The following is a 26,420-nucleotide window of genomic DNA, read 5'->3' as shown; positions in this document are numbered from 1 at the left end:
GAATGCTCTAACATGAATGTCATGACGCGCCGCTTCTTCGATGACGGCGAAAACTGATTTCAACTTGGGGCAGTTGAGGCCAATTGATGCAGAAGACCGGACCGCGCGCTTGTGTGAGAACTTGCCTGTTTGGCCTGCTGGCTGCGGTTCTGCCCACTTCGCTAATTGCGCTAGAGACAACTCTGACCGCTCCAGGCGCGCCCAAAGCTCTGATCGAGCGTCTTGAAGAGACCTCATCCGTTGCCACCGCCGAGTCGCGCGGACTGGGCACACCACTGGAAATTTTATCGGCCGCGTTGTCGGATTATCGGACCATTGTTCAGATTCTATACGACGAGGGGTATTTCAGCCCAGTCGTCAGCATCAAGCTGGACGGTCAGGAAGCGGCCGAACTGAGTTCCCTGAGCGTACCGACGCAGATCAACCGCGCCGCCATCACTGTGCAGACCGGACCTAAGTTCCGGTTTGGTGAAGCGATCGTACAGCCTTTGGCCCCACAGACCGTCCTGCCCGAAGAATTCGCGATCGGCGAACTGGCCACCACCGGGGCGATTCAGCGTGCCGGTTCCGCAGGGGTCCAAGGCTGGCGCAATGCAGGCCATGCCAAAGCCGATATTCAAGGTCAAAGAGTCATCGCCCGACACGCGCAGGCCCAGTTGGACGCTCAGATTGATCTGGCTCCGGGGCCGCGCTTGACGTTCGGGAAAATGATCATCTCGGGCGATACGGATGTGAAACACTCGTCGATCGAAAAGATCGCGGGCTTCCCAGAGGGCGAGGTTTATTCCCCCGAGGACATCCAAAAGGTCGGGACCCGTCTGCGCAGGACCGGAACTTTTAACGTTGTCGCGCTTGAAGAACGCGAGACCCCGAACCCTGATGGCACGCTGGATTTCGACGCCTATTTCGAAGATCTGCCCAAACGCCGCCTGACTTTCGGATTCGAGATTGCCTCTCGGGATGGGATCGATCTGACCGCAACCTGGACCCATCGCAACGTGTTTCGGCGGGCAGAACGGCTGCGGTTCGAAGCAGCGCTGCGCAATATCGGCGGCGCCGAGGATCTGGACGGGCGCATCGGTCTTCGACTGGACCAGCCAGATCGGCTGGGACCAGATGACAACACGTTCTGGAACGCCCTGCTGGAACGCCGCAACACCGACAATTACAACGTTACTATAACATCGCTGGCGTATGGTGCGCGACGTACTTTCTCGGATCGGCTATACGCCGAAGCTTCGGCCGGGTTTCAATGGTCCGACGCGGATGACGCGTTCGGCGACGGGCGCAAGTTCCGATACTTTATTGTCCCCACCCGCACCGAGTGGGATCAGCGCGACAGCAAGGTCAGTGCGACGAAAGGGTTTTATCTGGACGCACAGATCATGCCCTTTCTGGGAATTTCAGAAACTGAGACCGGCATCAGGTTCTTTGCTGACGCGCGCACCTATACCAGCCTGGGAACTGGCGGGCGCATTGTACTTGCTGGGCGGGTGCAAGCGGGTTCAGTCCTGGGGCCGTCACTGAACGCAGTTACCCCAGACTTCCTGTTTTTTTCCGGTGGCGCCGGCACCGTACGTGGGCAACCGTTCGAAAGCCTCGGCATTCCGGTCGGAGACGAAATTGCCGGCGGCAAATCCTTCCTTGGCCTCTCCGGAGAAGTCAGGGGCAAGATAAACGATGCGATATCGCTGGTCGGGTTCTATGATTACGGCGTGGTGGATTCGTCCTCATTCGTCACCAGCGCCGCGGCGTCCCATTCTGGCGCAGGTCTAGGCGTCAGATACGATTTGGGTGGCTTTGGCCCATTGCGTCTTGACCTCGCCGTTCCCGTTCAGGGCGACACCGGCGATGGACTGCAGTTCTACATCGGGATCGGACAGGCATTTTGATAAGGCGATATTCATATACAGTCCTGACCGCTACGCTGGTCCTCTATGCCCCTCCTCTGGCCGCGCAGGAAGACAGCGGTGGCAGTATGCTTGAGAATTTCCTGCAAGATACGCTGTCGGGTGACAATCAGAACGTTACGGTCAAGGGTCTGCAAGGCGCCCTGAGCGCGCGCGCCACCATCGAGGAAATCACAGTCGCGGATGATGAAGGCGTCTGGTTGACCATCAAGGACGCGCAACTGGACTGGAACCGCCTGGCGCTGATCCGAGGCAGATTCTCGGTTAACGCGCTGACAGCGCAGGAAATCGACATCGCTCGCGCGCCCGGCGCGACAACCGCACCGGGCGAACCTGCACCTTCTGCCGAAACTCAGCCATTTCAACTTCCTGAACTGCCCGTTTCCATCGAGATCGGCGAAATTCGTATAGACGAGATTTCCCTGGGCGAGCCGTTGATAGGCGTGGCCGCAGACCTGTCGGTTACCGGCAATCTTTCCCTGGCCGACGGAACGTTGGACACCAATCTCGATATCACCCGGCTGGACCGCGCGGGCGACGAAATCACTCTGACCGCCGGGTTCCAGAACGCCACCAGCGAGATCACCCTTGATCTGAATGTGACCGAAGCATCCGGCGGTCTGATTTCTACCGCCCTGAACATTCCCGACAGCCCACCTATCGGATTATCCGCCAAAGGGTCCGGCCCGCTGACGGATTTCAGCGCCGATATCGGCCTGAGCAGCGACAACCAGCAACGCGTGACCGGTCAGGTTCGCCTGCGCGCGGCCACCGAAGGAGCATCAGAAGGCATTGCGTTTACCACCGACCTCAGTGGTGATCTGACCCCATTTCTATCAGCCGATATCGATCCGTTCTTTGGCACCCAGACACGACTTTTCGTAAACGGCCAAACCAAACCCGAAGGGGCGCTGGATGTCTCGGACCTGGAACTGACCACGCAAGCGTTGGACTTGAAGGGCGAGTTGCAACTGGCCCAAGGTGGAACACTGGCACTTGCGGCTTTGCAGGGACGTATCACGCCTCCAGACGGTCAGGCTGTGATCCTGCCTGTGGCTGGCGGGGATACATCCCTTCAGGCCGCACAAATTTCCGCACTTTTCGATCAGAAAAACGGCAACCTTTGGGACCTGAGCCTGACGGCGAACGGCTTTAAATCCCCTCAAGCCAACCTGCAAAACGCCCGGATTACGGCGCAAGGAGTTCTGGATCAGGCCGAAACCCTGTCAGTAAGTGGCGACCTTCAAGCCAGCGTCACCGGTGTTGATTTGACTGATCCTGCTTTGAACTCGGCCATCGGCCAACGCATCACGCTGGACGGCCAGTTTGACTATGGCAGTGATCAGTCGCTGAACCTATCGGGGTTCGAACTGGTCGGATCGGATTATACGCTTGCGCTGGATGCTTTGGTCGATGGCCTGAACAGTGGTTTGAACGTGGACGGTTCAGCTACGCTCGAAGCGTCTGACTTGGCCCGATTTTCGGACCTCGCACAAATGGACCTTGAGGGGCGGGTCTCGGCCAGAATTGATGGGTCGGGATCGCCACTGGAAGGCAGCTTTGACGGCAAGCTGGCTGTCGAGGGCAGCGACCTGTCAACCGGGCGCGACGACATCGACCCGGTCATCACTGGCGAAACGACAATCACGCTGGATGCCAAACGTGATTCAGACGGCATTACCATCCGCGCCTTCGATCTGAACAGCGAAGCTGCGCAGGCTCAGGCAAGCGGCGATGTGACCACACCCGATGGCAATCTGACCATCGACGGGCAAGCGCGGGTAAATGCGGCGGACTTGTCGGTGTTCTCGGGCTTGGCGCAGCGTGAGCTGGGGGGCTCTGTACGGGCAGAAGTCAGCGGCACGGGGACAGTACAAACGTTGGAGTTTGACGGCACCGCCAATGTCGTCGGTCGAAACATACGAACGGGCATGGCGGATATTGATCCCCTGTTGACCGGTCAGACCACAATCCAGTGGGATGGTGCACGGACCGCAGATGCCATTGATATACGAAGTGCAAAAATCAACGCCCAAGCCCTGAGCGCGCAGGTTCAGGCCACGATAAATGACCCGACCGAAGAACCCTCGGGCCAGGGTCAGGCGCGTTTGACCGTGCCTGACCTGTCGCTTTTTTCGGGACTGGCCGGCCGAGATCTGGCCGGGTCGGTGAACGCCAACCTACAGGGCAGCGGCGACCTCGCCACGCGCGCTTTTGACGTTCAAGGGAACGTGGACGCCAACAACATTCGGGCCGGGATCGAGGTGCTCGACAAACTGATTGAGGGGCGTGCAACCCTGACCATAGACGCTGAAAACGGCGACGAGGGTCTGGATGTTCGCACGTTCCGACTGACAGGAACGGCAATCTCTGCAAACGCCTCGGGCAAGGTCTCGCGCGAGGCCGGAGGGCTGGATTACTCGGTGACACTGGACGACGTCGCCCGTGTGACCCGGACTCTGTCTGGCCCCCTGACTTTGGAAGGCAACGTGGCACCAACTCGGACCGGGTTGGAAGGAACTGCAAATTTAAGCGGGCCTGACAGTTCTTATGCCAATCTGAAAGGGACAGTCGAAACAGACGGCGACGCAGATGTGGAATTTGACGCCAAGTTCAATCGCATTGAACGATTTGCACCCGACTTCCCCGGCACCATCGCTGCCACGGGAACTGCGCAACGCAAAAGTGGCATCTGGACCATCGACACCAGCGCCGAAGGCCCCGCGCAGATTAACAGCGACGTTTCGGGTACGTTTGACGAAAGTACGGGTGAAGCGGATCTGAAGGCTGTGGGCGGTTTGAACATAGGAATTGCCAACCTGTTCATTTCACCCAATAAAATCGACGGAACTGCCCGGTATGACGTTACTCTTAAGGGCAAGCCAGCGCTTGATGCCCTTAGCGGGTCGATCACCACCTCTGGCACATCGCTGGCCATTCCGGGCGCCGCGCAAACAATCACTGGCATCAGCGGGTCAGTCGATCTGTCGCAGAGCCGAGCCACGGTTTCCATTTCCGGCGGCACCCGCGCCGGTGGATCGTTCTCGGTCGCCGGGCCGGTTGACCTGACCCCGCCCTTCAACGCGAATATCGTAACGACTTTGAATAACCTGGTTCTGACGGACCAGCTTTTGTATGAGACCACACTGGCTGGACAAATTGCCATGACCGGAGCGTTGGCAGGAAACAGCTCGGTTTCAGGGCAGATCAATTTCGTTGAAACAAACATCAACCTAGCAGCCGCCTCTGGCGCGGTAGGGGCGGCGGCGATCCCCGACATCCAGCATGTTGGCGAAAGTGCTGCAGAACTGCTGACACGGGAACGCGCCGGTCTGGTTAAGGACGAAGAGACCACACAAAGCGACTCGCGCATTGCTTTGGATATCGCATTGCTGGCCCCGAAAGAGGTCTTTGTGCGCGGTCGCGGCGTGAACGCGGAACTGGGTGGGCGGCTGTTTATCGGCGGGACCACATCATCCGTCATCCCGTCAGGGCAGATAGAATTGATCCGCGGTCACTTTGATATTCTGGGGCGTCGATTGGCGTTGACCAAGGGTATCGTAACGCTGCAAGGCGACCTCACACCGTATATCGAGTTCGAATCTTCAACCAGCACCTCGGACGGTACTGCTACGATCGAAATCGCCGGGCCGCTGGATTCACCCGAAGTCGACGTATTCTCTGACCCGGAACGCCCCGCCGAAGAGGCTCTGGCCATGTTGTTGTTTGGCAACCGGTTCTCGGAACTGTCGCCCTTTGTGATTGCCCAGATGGCGGCGTCGCTGGCACAACTTAGCGGCGCAGGTGGTGATGCCACCAAGGGGCTGCGTGACAGCACAGGGGTAGACACGGTCGATATAGGCGCGACGGAAGGCGGAGCGGGACGCTTGGGCGCGGGCGCTTACCTGAGCGACAACCTCTACACCGATTTCACCGTCAACACAGAAGGCGACACCGAAGTGAACCTGAACCTTGACGTCACCGATAACTTCACCGTCCGGGGCACTGTCGATGGCCGGGGCGAGACTGGGCTGGGTGTGTTCTTTGAACGCAATTACTGACGCCGGATCGCAATCGGTTGACCGATCTGAGGCGCCGGCTCAAGCTCTGCATGATCACGCGCCATCCGCGCCAACCGGGCTGCAGCCCAAACTGGATACGCAACAGATCGACCTGTTGTATGGCTGACATTCATGAAAAGCGCTTCTTGTGTAGCGCACACCTCGCCTGAAGCCGAAAGCATCTGGGCAAAATAGTGCCCGCGTTTGTGATCGGCATCCAACATACGAAAGCGAAAGGTCAACGACTGACCCTCGAGAACTTCGCGCAGGAAAGACATTTGCGATTGCAGGACGTAAGGCCCCTGCCCCAACGCGCCGACCTGAACTTCGCCCAGTCCCAGATGATCAACCATCAACCGTTCCAGCGCCATATCAAATGCCACTCCGTAATAGCCCACATTCATGTGGCCATTATAGTCGATCCATTCCGGCAGAACCTTGAATCCGTGAATTTCGACAGGTGCGTCATAGGGGCCATCATGGCCGCCCAATGGTTCAGTCATCTGCATCATCCTCAAATATGGCGACGGCGCGCGTGAATCCCGCCGAAGCGCCTTTGATCTTGAACGGAAAACACGAGATTTCGAAACCGGTCGGCGGCAGGCTTTCCAGATTGGTCAGTTTTTCCATGTGGCAATACCCAATGTCTATCGAAGCACGGTGGCCTTCCCAGATAATTGAGGCATCTTGTGTCTCGGCGTATTCCTGAGCGGTCAGGGCAAAAGGGGCATCCCAGCTCCAGGCATCGGTGCCGGTGACGCGCACACCGCGCTCGGTCAGATACAGCGTCGCTGCGCGGCCCATGCCGCAACCTTTCATCAGATAATCAGGTTGCCCATAATGCGTGCCTGCGGACGTGTTGACGACCACAATGTCCAATGGCCGCAACGTATGGCCGATGCGTTTCAATTCAGCCTCAACATCTGCGGCCGTCACCACATAGCCATCATCAAAATGGCGAAAATCCAGTTTCACACCGGGATTCATGCACCATTCCAGCGGCACCTCGTCTATGGTGATCGCGCGTTCTCCTCGATTCATGGTCGAGTGATGATGGTACGGCGCATCCAGATGAGTGCCGTTATGGGTCGCGATCTGCAAACGTTCTATGGCCCAGCCCTCACCGCCCGGTAGATCGTCCTTCTGCAGGCCGGGAAAGAAAGACATGACCTGTTCTGCAGTCTGATCATGGGTCAGGTATTCGATTTCAGGCAGCATGATCGGCGGGTCGGATATGATCCCGGTTTCCAGCGGAACGGACAAATCGACAAAGCGGCGCGCCATGGAACCCTCCACCACCAAAAGCGGTGACAGGTTTGGCCGTCAATAAATCTCTGTCAAGAAAAGAAAAAGGCGACCCGCAAGGGCCGCCTTTCCAAGATGAGTGGTGGTCGGCTATTCCGCCGCGATGGCGTCTTCGATCTTTTCAACCCTGATGGCCGAGAACTTGAACTCGGGGATCTTGCCATACGGGTCGATGGCCGAGTTGGTCAGGATATTCGCTGCTGCCTCAACATAGGCAAACGGAATGAACACCATATCCTCGGCAATCGCCCGGTCGGCGCGCACCATAATGTCGATCGAGCCGCGCCGGGTGGTCAGGCGGATCGTCTCACCCGGCTCAATCCCCATCAGTTTGAGGGTCCGCGGGTTCATCGAACAGTTCGCCTCGGGCTCGACGGCATCCAGAACGTTGGACCGGCGGGTCATCGACCCGGTGTGCCAATGTTCCAGCTGACGACCTGTTGTGGCGATCATCGGATAATCGGCATCTGGGGCCTCATCCGGCGGGATGACGCTGGCGGGCGTGAATTTGGCTTTGCCATCAGCCCGGGGGAATCCGTCGCCGAACACGATGGACTGACCCGGATCGGTTTCGGACAGGGACGGGTAGGTGATCGTTTCGTTTTCCAGACGTTCCCACGTGATGTTGTCCAGCGACTCCATGGTCAGCTTCATCTCAGCAAAGACCTGAGACACATCCGTGTAATCCCAGTTGAGACCGATGCGCTGCGCCAATTCCACAGTGATCGCCCAGTCTTCACGCGCCTCACCCGGAGGAGCGACAGCCGGGCGCACCCGCTGCACCTGACGGTTGGTGTTCGACACGGTGCCGTTCTTTTCATAAAGCGCCGAGGCCGGCAGAATGATATCGGCGTAGTTTGCCGTCTCGGTCAGGAAGATGTCCTGAACGATCATCAGGTCCAGCTTTGCCAGCGCTGCGCGGGCATGGTTCACGTCCGGGTCAGACATGGCCGGATTTTCGCCCAGAATATACATGCCCTTGATGTTTCCGGCGTAAATCTGGTCGATGATTTCAGTGACCGTCAGGCCCTTTTCGTTCGAGAAATCCTCTGATCCCCAAACATCGGCGAACTTCGCCCGGATGTTGTCGTCTGTGACCGTTTTGTAGTCCGGCAGGAACATCGGGATCAGACCAGCATCCGAGGCGCCCTGAACGTTGTTCTGACCACGCAACGGGTGCAGACCCGCGCCCGGTTTACCAACATTCCCGGTCATCAGTGCAAGGCTGATCAGACAACGCGAGTTATCCGTTCCATGGATATGCTGACTGACCCCCATGCCCCAGAAGATCAGGCCCGCCTTGGCCTGTGCAAAGGTACGGGCCACCCGGCGGATCTGATCCGGTTCAATACCGCAGATCGGAGCCATCGCTTCGGGCGTGAACTGGCGCAGGTGTTCTTTTTCAGCCTCCCAGTTCTCGGTCCACCGATGGATGTATTGGCTGTCATAGAGCTCCTCTTCGACGATCACGTTCATGATCGCGTTCAGCATCGACACATCCGCTCCCGGTCGGAACTGCAGCATTTCATCGGCGAACTTACGCATCCCGACACCGCGCGGGTCCATTACGATCAGCTTGCCACCGCGTTTGGTAAACTGCTTGAAATAGGTCGCGGCAACCGGGTGGTTCTCGATAGGGTTGGCCCCGATGATGATCGCCACATCCGCGTCTTTGATGTCGTTGAACGCAGCCGTAACCGCACCCGATCCAACGTTTTCAATCAGCGCGGCCACCGACGACGCGTGGCACAGACGGGTGCAGTGGTCGACGTTGTTGTGGCGGAAACCCTGACGGATGAACTTCTGGAACAGATAGGCTTCTTCATTCGTGCACTTGGCCGAGCCAAAACCAGCGACATTGCGCGGATCATCGTCGCGCAGTTCCTTCAGCTTGGTCGCGGCCAGATCCATCGCCTCTTCCCAGGTCGCTTCGCGGAAATGGGTCGACAAGTTCGAAGGATCGACGTTCAAGCCCTTGGCAGGTGCGTCCTCGCGCCGGATCAGCGGCTTGGTCAAACGGTGCGGGTGGTGGATGTAGTCAAAGCCGAACCGGCCTTTGACGCACAGGCGACCTTCGTTAGCCGGACCGTTGATGCCTTCGACATACTTGACCTTGCCGTCCTTGACCTTCAGCGAAACTTTACAGCCCACGCCGCAGAACGGGCAGACGCTTTCGGTCTCAGAGTCGTAATCTTTGCTGTCACCCTTCTGCTGGTCATCCAGCACGGTCGCAGGCATCAGCGCGCCGGTCGGGCAAGCCTGAACGCATTCACCACAGGCGACACAAGTTGAATCGCCCATCGGGTCGTTCTGGTCGAAAACCACCTGCGCTGTGTGGCCACGACCAGCCATGCCAATTACATCGTTCACCTGCACGTCGCGGCAGGCGCGCACGCAGAGATTGCAGTTGATGCAGGCATCCAGATTGACGCGCATCGCAACGTGGCTGTCATCCAGCAGCGGGATTTTCTCGGCCTCTTTCGCCGGGAACCGGCTGTCGCTGACATCATTCAGCTTGGCCATGTCCCAGAAGTGGCTGGACGCGTCATGTGCCTCCTCCGGCTGGTCAGCGACCAGCAGTTCCATGACCATGGCGCGCGATTTCTCGGCGCGGTCGCTGTCTGTCTTGACTACCATACCATCCGCTGCGGGTCGGATGCACGAAGCGACCAGTGTGCGTTCGCCCTCCACCTCGACCATACAGGCGCGGCAGTTGCCGTCGGGTTTGTAGCCCGGCTGCGGTTTGTGGCACAGGTGCGGAATGGTGAACCCTTGGCCTTTGGCGGCTTCCCAGATGGTCCAACCCTCGGGCACGGTGACATCTTCGCCGTTCAGGTTGAAGGTGACGGTCTTGTTTGGGCTTGCGTCTAGCATGGCTCTGTCTCCCCTCAGATTTCGTCAGCGAAGTGTTTCATGACCAGGCGGATCGGGTTCGGGGCCGCCTGCCCTAGACCGCAGATCGAGGCATCGCCCATGACCTGGCACAGATCTTCCAGCAGATCGGTGTCCCACTTGTCGGCCTGCATCAGCTTAACCGCCTTTTCGCAGCCAGCACGACACGGCGTACACTGGCCGCAGCTTTCATCCTCGAAAAACCGCAGCATATTCAGCGCCGCATCACGCGCCGTGTCCTGATCGGACAAAACGACCACGGCAGCGGACCCGATGAAGGTGCCATGCGGTTGCAGCGTGTCGAAATCCAGCGGGATATCATCCATAGATGCGGGCAACAGCCCCGAAGACGGACCGCCCGGCTGGTAGGCCTTGAAGGTCTGACCTTCGGCCATCCCTCCGGCCGCTTCGATCACGTCCAGAATGGTCGAACCGGCGGGCAGTAGATAGACGCCCGGCTTTGCCACACGCCCCGAGACCGAATAGCTGCGCAGGCCCTTGCGGCCGTTCTTTTCGGTGCTGTTGAGGCATTCCGGCCCCTCGCGACACACCTTAGTGACCCAATACAGCGTCTCGACATTGTGCACCAAGGTCGGGCGGTTAAACACGCCGACCTGCGCCACGAACGGAGGACGGTGACGCGGCAGGCCCTTTTTGCCCTCGATCGATTCAATCATCGCGGATTCTTCGCCGCAGATATAGGCACCGGCCCCCCGGCGCAGGTCGATATAGCCAGGCGCGACGATCCCGGCCCGTTCCAGCGCGGCAATCTCACGGCGCAGAATTTCCAGAACCGCTGGGTATTCGTCGCGCATGTAGATAAAGCAGGTCTCGGCCTCAACCGCCCATGCGGCGATCAGCATGCCCTCAAGGAAGACATGCGGCGTGCGCTCCAGATAGTAGCGGTCTTTGAACGTGCCGGGTTCGCCCTCGTCGCCGTTCACGGCCAGATAGCGGGTGCCTTCGTTCATACGAACAAAGCCCCATTTTTTGCCCGACGGGAAGCCCGCACCGCCCAGACCACGCAGGCCCGAGGACAGGATGTCTTCCTGAACTTGTTCCCAATCGCCACCGTCGCGCAGCTCTTTCAGCTTGGCATAGCCGCCGTCCGCCTCATAAGCAGCAAAGGCTTCGTAGTCGGGCAGATGCGCGTGGGTGTCATCAGCCACAATCGCAGCCTGCACCTTTTCGGGGGTCGCATGATCGATATGGTTGTGACCGATCTCAAGCACCGGCGCAGTATCGCAGCGGCCCATGCAGGGCGCACGCACGACGCGAACCTCCGACGCATCCAGACCGTCCTCCAGCGCCTTTTGCAGCTGCTGGGCACCGGCCATTTCGCAGGACAGGGAATCACAGACACGGATGGTCAGCGCGGGCGGAGGCGTCTCATCCTCTTTCACCACATCGAAATGGGCATAAAAGGTGGCGGTCTCATAGATCTCGGCCTGACCGATGCGCATCTCAACCGCCAGAGCGGCGATGTGGTCGGCGCTGATATGGCCGTGTTCGTCTTGAATCAAATGCAGGAATTCGATCAGCAGATCGCGGCGGCGCGGGCGGTCGCCCAGCAGGCGTGCGATTTTAGCCTGCGCCTCATCCGTGAACTGACGGCCTTTGGGCGTGTGCCGCCCTTTGCCTTTACCTGACTTCCAGACGCCCTTGGGTGCGCCTGATGGCTTGGTGTCTAATGGTGCCATGATGCCCTCCGATTAAGGCCCCGTGTCTCATCAGACTAGCATATCGTCAAATCGCATATTTCAATCGCACGATAACGACTCCTTATCACCGTAAGGAGGCGACAACCGCCCGTAGCGCCTCAACCGTTGGCAATTCCGGATCACGGCTGAGCGTGGCGAGGCAAATCGGCTTGCTGACGACCGGATCGACCAGAGCCAGCACTTTCGTCCCCTTCAACTCGCCCAGCGCCCGTACCAGCACGCGGGGAACAACCGTGGCCGCCAACCCCTCGCGCGCCATGACCATCGAAGCGGTGAAGCCGCTGGTTTCGGCCACCACATGCGGGTGCAGGCCCTGTTCAGCGAAAATCCGGTCCAGAATACGCCGGTTCTGCATCTGCGGCTCAAGCAGGCTGATCGGAAACTCAGCCACCTGCGCCCACGGGATCGGCCCGGTTTCATCAGTCATATGCGCAGGAACCAGCAGCACATAGGTTTCTTCGTACAAGGGCTGAACCTGCCGCAGATCGGTGCCGATGCTGTCACCATAGGTGATGCCCGCATCCAGACTGCCCTCATCCAACCGGTGCTGAATGGCGGTGGCCGACATGGTTTCGATCCGCGACAGGATGCGCGGGTGGGCCTGCTGCAACCGTTTGATCAGACGTCCGGTAAAGGCAATTGCGGTGGGGATCACGCCCAGGATCAGCGTCCCCGTGATCTCACCCTTGGACGCCTGCACCTGCTGTTCCAACGCCTTGGTCTCATCCAGAATACGCCGCGCCCGCTGGACGATCATCTCGCCTTCTTCGGTGAGGCCCTGAAACCGGTTGGCACGGCGGACGATCGAGACGCCAAGCCTGTCCTCAAGGTTGCGGATGCGCATGGAAAAGGCGGGCTGCGAAATCCCGCATTCCTCGGCCGCTTTGGCAAAATGCTGGTGCCGCGCAAGGGCGCTAAGGAGTTGGAGGTCGCGGATTTCGATCATCTGGAATTGTTTCAACTGATGGTTTGACGAAAGATCAAAGTTTATTACTCAGCTCAGATATGCGCTTCGCCTAAGACCTGTACATAGTTTCTTTTTGGACCCGGCATCGATATTGTGAAATTCAGATCAACTACGGGTTTTGTAATGGCCAGTGGCAAGTTTCTTGACGATCTGAAAGTAGGAGACACCTTTGAGACCGGAGGTGTCACACTGACTGAGGGCGGGGTTGTCGACTTTGCGCTGGTACATGATCCGCAACCCTTTCACATCGACAAGGTGGCTGCGACAGAGTCGATCTTCGGCGGCCTTATCGCAAGCGGGTTTCAAACGATTGCGCTTACTTTCAGACTGTTCCGTGACACTGGCATGCTAAACGGCACAAATCTTGGCGGCCATGGCATGGACGAGGTTCGATGGCTTGCACCGGTCTTTGCCGGCGACACAATCCGCGCACGTGTCACGGTTGAAGCAATCACGCCATCACGCTCGAAAAGCGACCGGGGTACGGTTCGATTTCGCTATCGTACGTTCAACCAAGACGACACGGAAGTACTCAGCCTGATCATCGACCACGTCATGGCTCGGCGAAATCCCGTTGTTTCAGTCTGACCCCAAAGAAAAGCAACAGGCACAAGATGACAGCGATCCTGAAATTTCAGAAACTGTTCGATGGCTATACCGCGTGTTACCGGAGCAGAGACTCGGCAGGTTGCGCGTCATTCTTCACCGATGACGCACAACTATTTTCGCCCTACGGTCCTGCAACCAACGGTCGAAAGGCTATCGAAGCGACCCATGCTGAATGGGTTGAGGAAGGTGGCGAGGACAAAATCGTTACGGTTGTTCAGGCCGGCATCGACGGTCAAATCGGCTGGTGCCTTGTCCACTTTAGTGAAGGGACGACCGGTCACGGGACATCCCTTAACGTTTTGCACCGGCAACCTGACGGCGGGTGGCTGATCAGCCATTGCAGCCTGAACGAAAAGCTCTGATACAGACGTTTGCCAGACGGGCTCAGTTGTTAAACAAGAAGTGCATCACATCGCCATCCTTGACGATGTAACCCTTGCCCTCAGCCCGCATTTTACCCGCCTCTTTCGCGCCCTGCTCACCATTGGCGGCGATGTAGTCGTCATAGGCGATGGTCTCGGCCCGAATGAAGCCCTTTTCGAAATCACCATGGATCACGCCAGCCGCCTGCGGTGCCGCGGTGCCGGTGCGTATGGTCCAGGCGCGGGCTTCTTTCGGGCCGACGGTGAAATAGGTTTCCAGTTTCAACAGGTCGTAGCCCGCGCGGATTAGACGGTCGAGGCCGGGTTCTTCCAGGCCCATCTCGCTCAAGAACATTTCGGCTTCGTCCGCTTCCAGCAGGCTAATCTCTTCTTCGATCTTGGCGCTGATGATGACGTGAGAATTGCCCTGCGCGGCAGCCATTTCAGCGACCTTGGCGGAATATTCATTGCCCTCGGCGGCTTCTTCTTCGGACACGTTGCAGACATACAGAACCGGTTTGGTGGTCAGCAGTTGCAGCATCTTCCACGCCTTGGCGTCCTCGGCCGTAACCTCAACCAGCCGCGCGGGTTTACCGCTTTCCAGCATAGCTTGCGCTTCGGCCAGCAGGCGGTCTTGTTGCTGCGCCTCTTTGTCGTTGCCCTTCAGCTTGCGCACCAGATTGGCGCGGCGCTTTTCGATGCTTTCCAGATCGGCCAGCATCAGTTCGGTCTCGATCGTGTCAGCATCAGCCACCGGGTCAACGCGGCCATCCACATGGGTCACATCACCGTCTTCGAAACAGCGCAGAACATGGGCAATCGCGTCGGTTTCACGGATATTGGCCAGAAACTGATTGCCCAGCCCCTCGCCCTTTGACGCCCCCTTCACCAGACCGGCGATGTCCACGAAGGTCATGCGCGTCGGGATGATTTGCTTCGAGGACGCAATTGCCGCCAGCTTGTCCAAACGCTCGTCCGGCACGGCCACGTCGCCCACATTCGGCTCGATGGTGCAGAACGGGAAATTCGCCGCTTGTGCCGCGGCAGTCTTGGTCAGCGCGTTGAACAGAGTCGACTTGCCTACATTCGGCAGACCCACGATTCCCATTTTAAAGCCCATTGCGGCCTCCTGAAGCGATGTGACGGCGTCTTCTAGGCAGGTTGTGGAAAATGCGCAACCCAACCGGTGCAACCGGCAGATGGCCACCGCAGCTTCACTAAACCGTTACGGTATTTGTACTTGCGTGAGTTGAACCGCGCGGGTCATGGTCCCCAAGTAGGAATTCACACACAATTAATTGACGAAGAACCCAATGAAAGCGTTACTTACTTCTGTCGCCTTGCTCGTGGCTGCAACCTCGGCACAGGCCCAATCTGTCATCTTTGGCGCGGGTTTTGCGGATTTTTCTAACGGCAACGGCGACGATCAGGGCGTGTTTTCACTGGAATACCAGCACCGTCCGTTTCACGAAGCAACGCGCTTCAGCGCTGGTCTGGGTGCGGCGCTGACCGTCGACACCGACGGAGACACGCATATCGGCGCAGGTTTGGTGGGCATCTATTCCTTTTCGGATCGCTGGTTCGCTGAGTTGAGTGTGATGCCAGGCTATTTTAACGCCTCTAATGGCGACAATGACTTGGGTGGTGGCTTTCAGATTCGCAGCCTCTTGGGTCTTGGCTATACCTTGGACAGCGGCAACGCCATTTCGCTGGCAGTCACTCACAAATCGAACGCCAGTACCGAAAGCTTTAACCCCGGCGTGAATGCGCTGCTCTTACGCTATCACCTGGGGTTCTAGGTCAATCTGGTCAGTCGGGATTGATTTCCGGCCAAAGTTTCTGCACATCAGGATCAAACCTGAATGCAAGGATCGCAGATGACCCGTATCGACGCCAAATTCGCCGCCCTCAAGGCCGAAGGTAAAAAGGCATTCGTTGCCTACATCATGGCCGGAGATCCAGATTTCAACACCTCGCTTGAGATCGTTAAGGGCCTTCCGGCAGCGGGCGTCGACGTGATCGAGCTTGGTTTGCCCTTTACCGACCCCATGGCCGACGGGCCAACCATTCAGGCCGCCGGCCAACGCGCGTTGGATGGCGGTATGACCTTGCAGCGCACGCTGGATTTGGCCCGCAGCTTTCGCGAAACCGACGACACGACACCGATCGTTCTGATGGGATACTACAATCCGATTTACAGCCGCGGCGTCGACAGCTTCCTGAAGGACGCAAAGTCCGCAGGCATCGATGGCTTGATCGTTGTCGACCTTCCGCCAGAAGAAGATGACGAGCTGTGCCTGCCCGCGCAAGCCGCCGGATTAAACTTCATCCGATTGGCCACCCCGACGACCGATGACAAACGTCTGCCCCGTGTGCTACAGAACACCTCGGGCTTTGTCTATTACGTATCGATTACCGGAATTACCGGCGCGGCCGAGGCGCAAGCCACTAATGTCGGCCCCGAAGTCGCCCGCATTAAGGCCGCCACCGACCTGCCGGTCATCGTTGGGTTTGGGATCAATACACCCGAAAAATCGAAGGCCATCGCCAGCGTGGCAGACGGCGCAGTGGTCGGCTCGGCTATCGTCAGTCAGATCGCAAAGGGCCAGCCCGTCGCCGAGGTACTCGACTTCGTCAAGACGCTCTCAGATGGGGCACATTCCGCCTGAGACGGCTTGCGACCACTTAATCGCTTTGAAACCGCAGTTGGCCTATGCCGCTGCGGTTTTTCTTTGAACAATCCAGTCACCTACCAACACCAAATGCAGCGTTGCGACGCGGGTCAGGTATTGGTAAACAATTTATACCAATCCTTCGAAAGCTGACCTCATGCCCGTCATCACGAATATTGAAGATCTCAAACGCATCTATGAACGGCGTGTCCCGCGCATGTTCTATGACTACGCAGAAAGCGGAAGCTGGACCGAACAGACCTTTCGCGACAACAGCTCGGATTTCGAAGATATTCGGCTACGCCAACGGGTGGCTGTTGACATGTCTGGGCGGTCAACTGCGTCCAAAATGATCGGGCAGGATGTGACAATGCCCGTCGCGCTGGCTCCGGTTGGCCTGACCGGTATGCAACACGCAGACGGAGAGATGAAGGCCGCCAAAGCCGCCGAAGATTTCGGAGTGCCTTTCACTCTGTCCACCATGTCCATCAACTCGATCGAAGATGTGGCAGAACACACTTCGGCACCATTCTGGTTCCAGCTTTACACCATGAAGGATCAGGATTACGTCAGCCGACTGATCCAACGGGCCAAAGACGCCAAGTGTTCCGCTTTGGTCATCACGCTGGACCTGCAGATTCTGGGGCAGCGCCACAAGGACCTGAAAAACGGCCTGTCCGCGCCGCCAAAGCTGACCCCCAAAACCATCGCGAACCTGATGACCAAATGGTCCTGGGGGATCGAAATGCTGCGCGCCAAACGGCGGGAATTCGGCAATATCGTTGGCCATGTGGACGGTATCTCGGACGCGTCGTCGCTGGGCGCGTGGACGGCCGAACAATTCGACCCCAGCCTCGACTGGAAAAAAGTCGAAAAGCTGATGGAACAATGGGGCGGCAAGGTCATCCTCAAGGGTATCCTGGATGCAGACGACGCCCGGATGGCGGCCAAACTTGGGGCTGATGCCATCGTGGTATCCAATCACGGTGGACGGCAACTGGACGGTGCTCTCAGCTCGATCCGTGTTCTGCCCGAGATCATGGACGCGGTCGGAGGCGATATTGAGGTCCATCTGGACAGCGGCATCCGGTCCGGTCAGGACGTTTTGAAAGCAGTGGCCCTGGGTGCGCAAGGCACCTATATCGGCCGAGCGTTTGTCTATGGTCTGGGGGCGATGGGACAAAAAGGTGTGACCACCGCGCTGGACGTCATCCAAAAGGAATTCGACACAACCATGGCACTGTGTGGTGAAAGAAAAGTCACCGACCTGGGCCGGCACAATCTATTGGTGCCCGAAGATTTCGGCGGGCGTTGGCGCAAGTGATCAGGGCGTCAGGGGGCTCTGCCCCCGCGCCGCCCGTTCCGGGCGACTCCCCCGAGATATTTGTGGCCAGATCAAGCAAGGGATCCGCACTTCATCTGGCTGAAAATACCTCGGAGCGCGAGGCAGAGCCTCGCAAATGGTTGAACCTGTAAAAACCCCTTTCCAAAACAGATGAATCAAGCTAAGGACGCGGCTTCACGCGGGCATACAGCCTTGGAGGATGCCCGCCCTAACATTTGGAGAATTATCATGGCTGGAGAGATTCCTGATCTCGTAGCTCTGGAACGGACGGGGACAGGCAAGGGCGCCGCTCGTCAGACCCGCCGCGAAGGCATGGTTCCGGGCGTTGTATTCGGTGGCGACAAAGACCCACTGGCAATCAAGATCCCGTTCAACGAACTGTTCAAGCGTCTGAAAGCAGGCCGGTTCAAGTCCACTCTGTGGAACCTGAAGGTTGAAGGCCACGAAGACGTCCGCGTCATCTGCCGCGACGTTCAGCGTGACGTTGTCAAAGACCTGCCGACCCACCTGGACCTGATGCGCCTGCGTCGGACCACCAAGATTGCGCTGTTCATCCCCGTTGAGTTCGTCAACGAAGAAGCAGCCCCCGGCATCAAGAAGGGTGGCGTTCTGACTGTTGTGCGTCCTGAGGTTGAGCTGGTCTGCACCGCCGGTGACATCCCCGAGAAGATCACAATTGATCTGACCGGTCTGAACATCAACGATGTTGTCACCATCTCGGCCGTGGATCTACCTGCAGGCACCAAGCCCACCATCGACCGTGACTTCGTGATCGCGAACATCTCGGCACCGACCGGTCTGTCGACCAGCGACGACGAAGAAGGTGAAGAAGTGGCCGCAGACGAGGTTGAAGTCGTCGGTCAGGAAGAAGAATAAGTCCAGACGCTTGAGTGACTGGATTGGAAACGGGGTCCGGATGGGCCCCGTTTTCTTTTGCAGGGTTGGGGTGGAAAACCGGTCGCGATCCGTGCCATCAACCTTGTGCAAAGCAACGGGGACGAGATCATGAAGCTGTTCGTCGGTTTGGGGAATCCGGGGGCGAAATATGCCCGCAACCGCCACAATATTGGCTTTATGGCTGTAGACAGGATCTCCCAAGATCACAGCTTTGGCCCTTGGAAGTCCAAGTTTCAGGCCGAGATCGCCGAAGGGCGGCTGGGTCGCGAAAAAGTGCTGTTGATCAAGCCGCAGACTTTCATGAACCGCTCGGGTCAATCTGTTGGCGAAGCGATGCGGTTCTACAAATTAGACTCGACTGATGTGACCGTCTTTCATGATGAGCTTGACCTCGCTCCCGGTAAGGTTCGGGTCAAGGCGGGCGGTGGTCACGCCGGTCACAATGGGCTGCGATCCATCCACGAACATATCAGCCCCGCCTATGATCGTGTGCGACTAGGGATCGGGCATCCGGGGCGCAAAGAGATGGTCTCTCCTTACGTTCTGGGCGACTTTGCCAAGGCTGACTCGGACTGGCTGGAGGACGTGCTGCGCGGCGTATCAGATGGGGCCGCGCATCTTGCCGATAACGAAAGCGGCAAGTTCATGAATGCGGTTGCCCTACGGACTGCGCCACCGAGATCGTCAAAAACGCCTCAACCGTCCCAATCGGCACCAAAGCCCGCGCCTGAGCCCGAGGTCGATGAACGATCGGCCATGCAAAAACTGCTGGATAAGTTCAAATAGACTCATAGGTCTTGCCGTAACGTCCTGATTGCAGATCGCATCGGGGCGCGGTCCAATACAGCACGCATATGGGAGGAGACATATGAGAACGCTGTTGAAGTGGGTGCTGCGCATCACATTGATGCTGGTACTGGCCGCCGTGGTTGTTGGCTTCTGGAAACGCGAAGAAATTCAGCGACTTATGGCAGTGAATTCGCTATTCAGCGAAGACAAGATTGTCCATAACTTCTCGCATATGGATCAGGCGTTCCTGACGGTCGACCTGCCGCGCGGTGACGGCCCCACCTGGGACCTGCCCTATGGCACTGGCTTTGATCTACCCGAAGGCACCGATCAGTGGATCGAAGACCGGGCTGTGACGTCTCTTCTGGTGATGCAGGATGGTCAGATCCGGTTCGAGGAGTATTACCTGGGCACCACGCCGGAAGACCGCCGGATTTCCTGGTCGGTCGCCAAAAGCTACCTTTCGGCTCTGTTCGGTATCCTACTGGAGGAAAGCGCGATCACCTCATTGGATGATCAGGTGGTTCAATACGCCCCGCAACTGAAGGGTACGGCCTATGACGGCGCGACCCTGCGCAATGTGCTGAATATGGCCAGCGGCGTCACATTCAACGAGGATTATTTTGACCCCAAGTCAGACATCAACCGTATGGGGCGTGTCGTGGCGTTGGGTGGAAAGCTGGACGATTTTGCAGCCTCGCTGCAAGACAATTTCACAAAACCGGGTGAGACCTGGCAGTATGTCTCGATCGACACCCATGTGATTGGAATGGTGATCCGAGGCGCAACCGGGCGCAGCGTCACTGACTTGCTGACCGAAAAGATCATTCAGCCGCTGGGTCTGGAATACGACGGCTATTACGTGACTGACGGTGCCGGGGTTGCCTTTGTTCTAGGTGGCTTGAACTTCACAACTCGGGATTTTGCCCGGTTCGGTCAAATGATCCTGCAGAATGGGCAGCACAACGATCAGCAACTCGTACCTGCGGATTGGGTCGCCGAATCCGTCCTGCCCAGCGCTCCGACCGAGGCCGGGAAGATCGGTTATGGCTACCAATGGTGGATTCCGGTAGGTGCGCATGAGGGCGAGTTTCTCGCACGGGGCGTTTACGGTCAGTATATCTATTTCGACCAACCCCGCGGCGTTTTGATCGTGACGACCGGAGCGGATCGCAAGTTCCGCGACGATGGCGTAAACGAAGCCAATGTCGAAATGTTTCGCAGTATTGCGCAAAGCCTGTAGGGTGTCGCCATGCAAAAACAGGACAGCATCAACGTGCTGGGGGGCGTTCTGGCCCCCTGCTCCCAAGACCCTCTGACCGGGTTCTTTCGTGACGGGGCCTGCAATACGTGCCCCGAAGATCAGGGCAGCCATACGGTCTGCGCCGTGATGACGGCCGAGTTTCTGGCCTTTTCCAAGTATGTCGGCAACGACCTCAGCACACCGCGCCCCGAGTTCAACTTTCCCGGCCTCAACCCCGGAGACAGTTGGTGCCTTTGCGCCAGCCGTTTTCTACAGGCCCATGACGAAGGGTGTGCACCCAAAGTGCACCTTGAAGCAACCCATCAGCGCGCTTTGGACATCGTCTCTCTGGCGATTCTGACAGAGCATTCCAACGCAGATTAAGCAGGTGGGCGGACAAAAAAGGCGCGCTCAAGCAGGCGCGCCTTTTGTGGTTTTCGCAATCGGGTTTAGTCGGCGCTGCGGCCTTCTGTATCCGACATGTCAAAGTTCAGATACTTGGCTACGGTCTGCACGTCCTTATCGCCCCGTCCACACATGTTCATACAGATCAGGTGATCTTTGGGAAGTTCGGGCGCAATTTTCATAACGTGAGCCAGTGCGTGGCTGGGCTCCAGCGCGGGGATGATGCCTTCGGTGGCGCAGCACAGCTGGAACGCCTCCAGCGCCTCTTTGTCGGTGATCGACACATATTGCGCGCGGCCGATGTCGTGCAGCCAGGAATGCTCGGGCCCGATGCCCGGATAGTCCAGACCGGCAGAGATCGAGTAGCCCTCAAGAATCTGCCCATCATCATCCTGCAGCAGATAGGTGCGGTTGCCGTGCAACACGCCGGGTCGCCCGCCGGTCAATGATGCGCAATGCTCCATCTTCTCGTTCACACCTTTGCCACCGGCCTCGACACCGATGATATTCACCGATTTGTCGTCAAGGAACGGGTAGAACAGGCCCATCGCGTTTGAACCACCACCGATGGCGGCAATGATAGTGTCGGGCAGACGGCCTTCGGCCTTCATCATCTGCTCTTTCGCTTCCTTGCCGATGATCGACTGGAAATCGCGGACCATCGCCGGGTACGGGTGCGGCCCGGCCACGGTGCCGATGCAATAGAACGTGTCGCGCACATTGGTCACCCAGTCGCGCAGCGCATCGTTCATCGCGTCTTTCAGCGTGCCTCGGCCGGACGTGACCGGAATCACCTCGGCCCCCAGCAGGCGCATACGGAACACGTTGGGGGCCTGACGCTGCACATCATGGGCGCCCATGTAGACGATGCATTTCAGGCCGAACTTGGCGCAAACGGTGGCTGTGGCCACGCCGTGCTGCCCTGCGCCGGTCTCGGCGATGATCCGGGTCTTGCCCATACGGCGCGCCAGAATGATCTGCCCCAGCACGTTGTTGATCTTATGCGCACCGGTGTGGTTCAGCTCATCACGTTTCAGGTAAATCTTCGCGCCGCCCAAGTGTTCGGTCAGACGTTCCGCGTAATACAGCGGTGAGGGGCGGCCCACATAGTTCGCCCACAGATCATCCATCTCGGCCCAGAAAGTCGGATCGTCTTTGGCCTTCTCGTATTCCTCTTCCAGCGACAGGATCAGCGGCATCAGGGTCTCGCTGACAAACCGTCCGCCGAAGATGCCAAAACGGCCCTGCTCATCGGGGCCGGACATGAAGGAATTGAAAAGATCGTTGGCCATGGCTGTCTCCGTCATCTTACCTGTCGTTCATAGGAGGTAGCGGCGGGATTTGCCATGGCAAAACGCACTCGCTCGATGCTTTGCCAGACGCGTCAACCGGTCGCGTTTGCCGCAGCGATAAAGGCTCGCATCAGATCGGCATCCTTGATACCCGGCGCGCTCTCCACACCCGAGGCAACGTCCACCTGACGTGCACCGGTCATCCGGATCGCCTCGGCCACGTTATCGGGGTTCAAGCCACCGGCCAGCATCCAAGGCTTGCGCCAGTATTTACGCCCAGCCAGCAAACGCCAATCAAAGGCCAACCCGTTTCCACCTGGCAAGACCGCGTTTTTAGGGGCCTTGGCATCAACCAGCAACTGGTCGGCAACATCACTGTAGGTGTCTATTGCTTGCAGGTCTTTGGCATCGGCCACGCCAACCACCTTTATGACGGGCAGACCGTAACGCGCTTTGACTTCCTGCACACGTTCTACGCTTTCCGACCCGTGTAGCTGTAACATGTCGAACGGGGCAGCTGCGGTAATGCTGTCCAGCAACGTATCAGATGCGTTCACCACCAAGGCCACTTTTGCCACACCGACAGGGACGTGATCCGTTAGTTGGGCGGCTTGCTCCGGCGAGACATAGCGCGGTGATTTCGGAAAGAAGTTGAACCCTAGATACCGCGCGCCTGCGTCCGCTGCGGCGCGCACTTGGTCAGCGGCGGTCAGGCCGCAAATTTTGACCGCTACATCGGACATGTTAGCTTAGCTGGCCTCGTCCAGAATGGCGAGGACCTCATCCTTGCCTTCGTGCTGCTTTTTCTTGAGCTTTTTGACTTCGCGTTCAAGTTTGCGAACTTCACCGGTTTTGGCCGACGCATCTGCACGGTGCTTATGCTCACGCAGCCATTCCCAGAGGAACCCGATAACCAGGCCCGCAACAACGCTGCCCAGAACCACAAGGAACAAGGGCAGAGAGGTGCTGATATTGAACCCAATCAGATCGGCAATCGCCTGAGGCATCAGTGTCAGCTCAACGGCTTCGCGGTTGGCCAGCGAAACCGAGATCAGAACGATCGCGAGGATCGCCAAAAAAGCATATCTAACGTAGCGCATCATGCCTTAGGCTTTACCGTTCAAACGATCCCTTAGCAACTTGCCAGTCTTGAAAAACGGAACACTTTTTTCTTCGACCTGAACGGTCTCGCCGGTACGGGGGTTTCGACCCACCCGCGCGTCGCGCTGTTTGACCGAAAATGCACCAAAGCCACGCAGTTCAACCCGATCACCACGGGCCATGGCATCGGTCAGTTCTTCGAACACAGTATTCACGATCCGCTCGACATCGCGTTGGTAAAGATGTGGGTTCTCGTCGGCGATTTTCTGAATCAGTTCTGAACGGATCATATGCGTTACCCTCCCAGGCGACCGGATTACCATGTCTATTAATCTGAACAGTATAGGAAAAAACTTAGTTCGGGGGAACGTTGACTCTGTCTGCTAAGCCTTGATTCTGCCTCAAACTCACGCGATTTTTTGCCCGTTCACGGGAGTTGACCCCCTAAAGCATGAACAGCAGGTGAATATAGCTCAAAATTCAGAACATATTGATTCGCAACAAAAACGGCCCCGCACTCTTGTACGGGGCCGTAAAACTGTTTGGACTGAGGTCCGGACTTAGTCGCCCGACTTCAGCGCTGCGCCCAGGATATCGCCCAGCGACGCGCCCGAGTCGGAAGAACCGTACTGTTCCACGGCCTCTTTCTCTTCGGCGATTTCGCGTGCTTTGATCGACAGGCCCAGACGGCGAGTCTTGCTGTCGACATTGGTGACGCGGACGTCGACCTTGTCGCCAGTGTTGAAACGCTCGGGGCGCTGCTCGGCACGGTCACGCGAAAGGTCCGAACGGCGGATGAAGGACTTCATGCCTTCGTATTCCACCTCGATACCACCATCTTCGATCGCGGTGACCTCAACGGTGATAACCGAACCACGCTTCACGCCGCCCACGGCTTCGGCGAACTTGTCACCGCCCAGGGCTTTGATCGACAGCGAGATACGCTCTTTTTCGACGTCAACTTCCGAAACGACGGCCGAAACCATGTCGCCTTTGCGGTAGTTCTGGATCGCATCCTCGCCACGCTCGTCCCAGGACAGGTCCGACAGGTGAACCATGCCGTCGATGTCGCCTTCGAGGCCAATGAACAGACCGAATTCGGTGATGTTCTTGACTTCGCCTTCGACCTCGGTGCCCTCGGGGTGTGTTTCTGCAAACACTTCCCACGGGTTGCGCTGAGTCTGCTTCAGGCCCAGAGACACGCGACGCTTGGCGCCGTCGATTTCCAGAACCATGACGTCGACTTCCTGGCTGGTCGAAACGATCTTGCCGGGGTGGACGTTTTTCTTGGTCCAGGACATCTCGGATACGTGCACCAGACCTTCGACACCGGCTTCCAGCTCGACGAACGCGCCGTAGTCGGTGATGTTGGTGACACGACCCTGATGGACCGAGCCCAGCGGGTATTTCGCAGCAACCAGATCCCACGGATCTTCTTGCAGCTGCTTCATGCCAAGGCTGATGCGGTGGGTCTCTTTGTTGATCTTGATGACCTGAACCTTGATGGTTTCGCCGATCGTCAGGATCTCGGACGGGTGGTTCACACGGCGCCATGCCATGTCGGTGACGTGCAGCAGGCCGTCAACGCCGCCCAGGTCAACGAATGCACCGTATTCGGTGATGTTTTTGACAACACCCTCGACGGTCTGACCTTCGGACAGGTTGCCGATAACTTCGGCGCGCTGTTCGGCACGCGATTCTTCCAGGATTGCGCGACGCGAGACAACGATGTTGCCACGGCGGCGGTCCATTTTCAGAATCTGGAACGGCTGCTTCAGACCCATCAGCGGGCCAGCGTCGCGCACGGGGCGCACGTCAACCTGCGAGCCGGGCAGGAACGCAACTGCGCCACCCAGATCGACGGTGAAGCCACCTTTGACGCGGCCAAAGATTGCACCTTCGACGCGCTGGTCGTCGGCATATGCTTTTTCCAGACGGTCCCATGCCTCTTCACGGCGGGCCATCTCGCGCGAGATGACAGCTTCGCCACGGGCGTTTTCTGCGGCGCGCAGGTAAACTTCGACCTCATCACCAACAGCGATTTCAGGGGCTTCGCCGGGATTTGCGAATTCTTTCAGATCAACGCGGCCTTCCATTTTGTAGCCTACGTCGATGATGGCCTGGCCGGCTTCGATCGCCAGAACCTTGCCTTTGACAACAGAGCCCTCTTCGGGCGTGTCCATTTCGAAGCTTTCGTTCAGGAGGGCTTCGAATTCCTCCATGGATGTATCAGCCATGTGGCAGTGTTTTCCTTTACAAGTGTTTTTTCTGGCCGAGCGGTTGTCTCCGCCGGTCTTGTTTCATGGTGCCTTGCAAGCGTAATCCGGTGCGCATCTGACTACACAAACACAAAGGGCCGAGGTAACCCGGCCCTGCTCAGATACGTCATCCGGACGTTGACCGCCCGTGTTAAGACAGCGCGCGTATAGGCCGATTTCAGACAATGCGCAAGAGCAAAGCCCTTAATTGCCAGCTTACGCGCATTCTTTGCCCGTCCAGACAACCGAGTCCCTTCTCAACATGGACTGCTCGATTGCATCAAGCCGGGACAAGGCCTCGGCGGCATTTGCCGATCCACCCGAACGATTCCAGATTTTCAGGGCCGAGGAAGGGCTCCAGGGCAAGCACGCTTCTGCCAGCCAGGCGCGTAATTCAGAGGGCAACGAGTCGTATGCCTGCATCGGGCACGTGCACCGCCGCCGGCGTTTCAGATTACTGCGCAGGTTACGGCCGCTTCGCCTGACCGTCCCACGCTTAAAATGTGTATCATCTTCAAAATGCACCGTTGGCCTCATCACAATTTGTGATGTTATTACATACCATATTGCGACCAACAAGAGTCCCCTTCA

23 protein-coding genes are annotated in these 26,420 nt (G+C 57.9%); 11 read left to right on the top strand and 12 right to left on the bottom strand.

Annotation, left to right across the window (positions count from 1 at the left end):
- Nucleotides 1-86: 86 nt before the first annotated feature.
- Both AC2FNR_RS08005 and AC2FNR_RS08000 read left to right on the top strand, forming a co-directional pair.
- Nucleotides 87-1,892, top strand: a complete 1,806-nt coding sequence (locus AC2FNR_RS08005) for an autotransporter assembly complex protein TamA (RefSeq protein ID WP_353390668.1) — start codon at nt 87-89, stop codon at nt 1,890-1,892.
- Nucleotides 1,889-5,971 carry a translocation/assembly module TamB domain-containing protein gene (locus AC2FNR_RS08000; RefSeq protein ID WP_496848640.1) on the top strand — a complete coding sequence of 1,361 codons (4,083 nt, stop codon included), beginning with the start codon at nt 1,889-1,891 and terminating at the stop codon, nt 5,969-5,971. Before AC2FNR_RS08005 ends, AC2FNR_RS08000 begins: the two co-directional genes overlap by 4 nt.
- On the opposite strand, the gene AC2FNR_RS07995 is transcribed toward AC2FNR_RS08000, so the two are convergent.
- From AC2FNR_RS07995 to AC2FNR_RS07975, 5 genes are all read right to left on the bottom strand, one after another.
- Complete coding sequence (locus AC2FNR_RS07995; RefSeq protein ID WP_496848639.1) at nt 5,965-6,474, bottom strand: thioesterase family protein; 510 nt, start codon at nt 6,472-6,474, stop codon at nt 5,965-5,967. The genes AC2FNR_RS08000 and AC2FNR_RS07995 overlap by 7 nt on opposite strands.
- Nucleotides 6,467-7,255: a cyclase family protein gene (locus AC2FNR_RS07990; RefSeq protein ID WP_496848637.1), complete on the bottom strand. Its 789-nt coding sequence runs from the start codon at nt 7,253-7,255 to the stop codon at nt 6,467-6,469. Before AC2FNR_RS07990 ends, AC2FNR_RS07995 begins: the two co-directional genes overlap by 8 nt.
- Before the next feature lie 111 nt (nt 7,256-7,366).
- A complete protein-coding gene (gene fdhF, locus AC2FNR_RS07985) occupies nt 7,367-10,150 on the bottom strand; it encodes a formate dehydrogenase subunit alpha (RefSeq protein WP_496848635.1) in 2,784 nt (927 codons plus the stop codon).
- Nucleotides 10,151-10,164: 14 nt separating this feature from the next.
- The gene (locus AC2FNR_RS07980; protein ID WP_496848634.1) at nt 10,165-11,868 is read right to left on the bottom strand and encodes an NAD(P)H-dependent oxidoreductase subunit E; all 1,704 of its coding nucleotides are present in this window, start codon (nt 11,866-11,868) and stop codon (nt 10,165-10,167) included.
- 85 nt (nt 11,869-11,953) lie between these two features.
- Nucleotides 11,954-12,835 carry a LysR family transcriptional regulator gene (locus tag AC2FNR_RS07975; protein WP_496848632.1) on the bottom strand — a complete coding sequence of 294 codons (882 nt, stop codon included), beginning with the start codon at nt 12,833-12,835 and terminating at the stop codon, nt 11,954-11,956.
- Nucleotides 12,836-12,979: 144 nt separating this feature from the next.
- On the opposite strand from AC2FNR_RS07975, the gene AC2FNR_RS07970 reads away from it, so the two are divergent.
- Nucleotides 12,980-13,444: a MaoC family dehydratase gene (locus tag AC2FNR_RS07970; RefSeq protein ID WP_496848631.1), complete on the top strand. Its 465-nt coding sequence runs from the start codon at nt 12,980-12,982 to the stop codon at nt 13,442-13,444.
- Between the two features lie 26 nt (nt 13,445-13,470).
- Complete coding sequence (locus AC2FNR_RS07965; protein WP_496848629.1) at nt 13,471-13,827, top strand: YybH family protein; 357 nt, start codon at nt 13,471-13,473, stop codon at nt 13,825-13,827.
- 22 nt (nt 13,828-13,849) lie between these two features.
- On the opposite strand, the gene ychF is transcribed toward AC2FNR_RS07965, so the two are convergent.
- Entirely contained in the window at nt 13,850-14,947 is a 1,098-nt protein-coding gene (gene ychF / locus AC2FNR_RS07960; protein ID WP_170354871.1) for a redox-regulated ATPase YchF, read from the bottom strand.
- 193 nt (nt 14,948-15,140) lie between these two features.
- On the opposite strand from ychF, the gene AC2FNR_RS07955 reads away from it, so the two are divergent.
- The 7 genes from AC2FNR_RS07955 to AC2FNR_RS07925 all read left to right on the top strand — a co-directional run bounded on the left by AC2FNR_RS07955 (nt 15,141) and on the right by AC2FNR_RS07925 (nt 21,157).
- Nucleotides 15,141-15,626 (top strand): acyloxyacyl hydrolase, encoded by a 486-nt coding sequence (locus tag AC2FNR_RS07955; protein WP_480866261.1) that lies wholly within the window; start codon nt 15,141-15,143, stop codon nt 15,624-15,626.
- Nucleotides 15,627-15,704: 78 nt separating this feature from the next.
- On the top strand, nt 15,705-16,496 hold the full coding sequence (gene trpA / locus AC2FNR_RS07950) for a tryptophan synthase subunit alpha (RefSeq protein ID WP_496848628.1): 792 nt from the start codon (nt 15,705-15,707) through the stop codon (nt 16,494-16,496).
- Between the two features lie 160 nt (nt 16,497-16,656).
- Nucleotides 16,657-17,823: an alpha-hydroxy acid oxidase gene (locus AC2FNR_RS07945; RefSeq protein ID WP_170354869.1), complete on the top strand. Its 1,167-nt coding sequence runs from the start codon at nt 16,657-16,659 to the stop codon at nt 17,821-17,823.
- Nucleotides 17,824-18,072: 249 nt separating this feature from the next.
- Complete coding sequence (locus AC2FNR_RS07940) at nt 18,073-18,720, top strand: 50S ribosomal protein L25/general stress protein Ctc (RefSeq protein ID WP_170354868.1); 648 nt, start codon at nt 18,073-18,075, stop codon at nt 18,718-18,720.
- A gap of 129 nt (nt 18,721-18,849) precedes the next feature.
- A complete protein-coding gene (gene pth, locus AC2FNR_RS07935) occupies nt 18,850-19,527 on the top strand; it encodes an aminoacyl-tRNA hydrolase (protein WP_480866263.1) in 678 nt (225 codons plus the stop codon).
- Between the two features lie 82 nt (nt 19,528-19,609).
- Nucleotides 19,610-20,773 carry a serine hydrolase domain-containing protein gene (locus AC2FNR_RS07930; RefSeq protein WP_496848625.1) on the top strand — a complete coding sequence of 388 codons (1,164 nt, stop codon included), beginning with the start codon at nt 19,610-19,612 and terminating at the stop codon, nt 20,771-20,773.
- A gap of 9 nt (nt 20,774-20,782) precedes the next feature.
- Nucleotides 20,783-21,157 carry a DUF2237 family protein gene (locus AC2FNR_RS07925; protein ID WP_480866267.1) on the top strand — a complete coding sequence of 125 codons (375 nt, stop codon included), beginning with the start codon at nt 20,783-20,785 and terminating at the stop codon, nt 21,155-21,157.
- Nucleotides 21,158-21,222: 65 nt separating this feature from the next.
- Here AC2FNR_RS07925 and trpB read toward each other — a convergent pair whose 3' ends face one another.
- From trpB to AC2FNR_RS07895, 6 genes are all read right to left on the bottom strand, one after another.
- On the bottom strand, nt 21,223-22,470 hold the full coding sequence (gene trpB / locus AC2FNR_RS07920) for a tryptophan synthase subunit beta (protein ID WP_170354864.1): 1,248 nt from the start codon (nt 22,468-22,470) through the stop codon (nt 21,223-21,225).
- A 92-nt stretch (nt 22,471-22,562) separates the two neighbouring features.
- Entirely contained in the window at nt 22,563-23,213 is a 651-nt protein-coding gene (locus tag AC2FNR_RS07915) for a phosphoribosylanthranilate isomerase (RefSeq protein ID WP_170753650.1), read from the bottom strand.
- Nucleotides 23,214-23,219: 6 nt separating this feature from the next.
- Nucleotides 23,220-23,570 (bottom strand): lipopolysaccharide assembly protein LapA domain-containing protein, encoded by a 351-nt coding sequence (locus AC2FNR_RS07910; protein WP_496849120.1) that lies wholly within the window; start codon nt 23,568-23,570, stop codon nt 23,220-23,222.
- A 6-nt stretch (nt 23,571-23,576) separates the two neighbouring features.
- Entirely contained in the window at nt 23,577-23,861 is a 285-nt protein-coding gene (gene ihfB, locus AC2FNR_RS07905; protein WP_496848623.1) for an integration host factor subunit beta, read from the bottom strand.
- 270 nt (nt 23,862-24,131) lie between these two features.
- Entirely contained in the window at nt 24,132-25,808 is a 1,677-nt protein-coding gene (gene rpsA, locus AC2FNR_RS07900) for a 30S ribosomal protein S1 (RefSeq protein WP_170354861.1), read from the bottom strand.
- A 237-nt stretch (nt 25,809-26,045) separates the two neighbouring features.
- The gene (locus tag AC2FNR_RS07895) at nt 26,046-26,366 is read right to left on the bottom strand and encodes a DUF6525 family protein (protein ID WP_269149597.1); all 321 of its coding nucleotides are present in this window, start codon (nt 26,364-26,366) and stop codon (nt 26,046-26,048) included.
- Between the last annotated feature and the right edge of the window lie 54 nt (nt 26,367-26,420).

This window comes from Ruegeria sp. SATB045 (assembly GCF_059613525.1).
This window is presented reverse-complemented; position numbering and strand designations above follow the sequence as displayed.

What these genes read in the sequence shown, in the direction of transcription:
- AC2FNR_RS07990 (WP_496848637.1), bottom strand. Translation starts at nt 7,255, where the DNA reads ATGGCGCGCCGCTTTGTCGATTTGTCCGTTCCGCTGGAAACCGGGATC.
- trpA (WP_496848628.1), top strand. Translation starts at nt 15,705, where the DNA reads ATGACCCGTATCGACGCCAAATTCGCCGCCCTCAAGGCCGAAGGTAAA.
- AC2FNR_RS07940 (WP_170354868.1), top strand. Translation starts at nt 18,073, where the DNA reads ATGGCTGGAGAGATTCCTGATCTCGTAGCTCTGGAACGGACGGGGACA.
- AC2FNR_RS07910 (WP_496849120.1), bottom strand. Translation starts at nt 23,570, where the DNA reads ATGCGCTACGTTAGATATGCTTTTTTGGCGATCCTCGCGATCGTTCTG.
- AC2FNR_RS07995 (WP_496848639.1), bottom strand. Translation starts at nt 6,474, where the DNA reads ATGACTGAACCATTGGGCGGCCATGATGGCCCCTATGACGCACCTGTC.
- ychF (WP_170354871.1), bottom strand. Translation starts at nt 14,947, where the DNA reads ATGGGCTTTAAAATGGGAATCGTGGGTCTGCCGAATGTAGGCAAGTCG.
- pth (WP_480866263.1), top strand. Translation starts at nt 18,850, where the DNA reads ATGAAGCTGTTCGTCGGTTTGGGGAATCCGGGGGCGAAATATGCCCGC.
- AC2FNR_RS07955 (WP_480866261.1), top strand. Translation starts at nt 15,141, where the DNA reads ATGAAAGCGTTACTTACTTCTGTCGCCTTGCTCGTGGCTGCAACCTCG.
- trpB (WP_170354864.1), bottom strand. Translation starts at nt 22,470, where the DNA reads ATGGCCAACGATCTTTTCAATTCCTTCATGTCCGGCCCCGATGAGCAG.
- ihfB (WP_496848623.1), bottom strand. Translation starts at nt 23,861, where the DNA reads ATGATCCGTTCAGAACTGATTCAGAAAATCGCCGACGAGAACCCACAT.
- AC2FNR_RS07925 (WP_480866267.1), top strand. Translation starts at nt 20,783, where the DNA reads ATGCAAAAACAGGACAGCATCAACGTGCTGGGGGGCGTTCTGGCCCCC.
- AC2FNR_RS07895 (WP_269149597.1), bottom strand. Translation starts at nt 26,366, where the DNA reads ATGAGGCCAACGGTGCATTTTGAAGATGATACACATTTTAAGCGTGGG.
- AC2FNR_RS07970 (WP_496848631.1), top strand. Translation starts at nt 12,980, where the DNA reads ATGGCCAGTGGCAAGTTTCTTGACGATCTGAAAGTAGGAGACACCTTT.
- AC2FNR_RS07965 (WP_496848629.1), top strand. Translation starts at nt 13,471, where the DNA reads ATGACAGCGATCCTGAAATTTCAGAAACTGTTCGATGGCTATACCGCG.
- rpsA (WP_170354861.1), bottom strand. Translation starts at nt 25,808, where the DNA reads ATGGCTGATACATCCATGGAGGAATTCGAAGCCCTCCTGAACGAAAGC.
- AC2FNR_RS08005 (WP_353390668.1), top strand. Translation starts at nt 87, where the DNA reads ATGCAGAAGACCGGACCGCGCGCTTGTGTGAGAACTTGCCTGTTTGGC.
- fdhF (WP_496848635.1), bottom strand. Translation starts at nt 10,150, where the DNA reads ATGCTAGACGCAAGCCCAAACAAGACCGTCACCTTCAACCTGAACGGC.
- AC2FNR_RS07915 (WP_170753650.1), bottom strand. Translation starts at nt 23,213, where the DNA reads ATGTCCGATGTAGCGGTCAAAATTTGCGGCCTGACCGCCGCTGACCAA.
- AC2FNR_RS07930 (WP_496848625.1), top strand. Translation starts at nt 19,610, where the DNA reads ATGAGAACGCTGTTGAAGTGGGTGCTGCGCATCACATTGATGCTGGTA.
- AC2FNR_RS07980 (WP_496848634.1), bottom strand. Translation starts at nt 11,868, where the DNA reads ATGGCACCATTAGACACCAAGCCATCAGGCGCACCCAAGGGCGTCTGG.
- AC2FNR_RS07945 (WP_170354869.1), top strand. Translation starts at nt 16,657, where the DNA reads ATGCCCGTCATCACGAATATTGAAGATCTCAAACGCATCTATGAACGG.
- AC2FNR_RS07975 (WP_496848632.1), bottom strand. Translation starts at nt 12,835, where the DNA reads ATGATCGAAATCCGCGACCTCCAACTCCTTAGCGCCCTTGCGCGGCAC.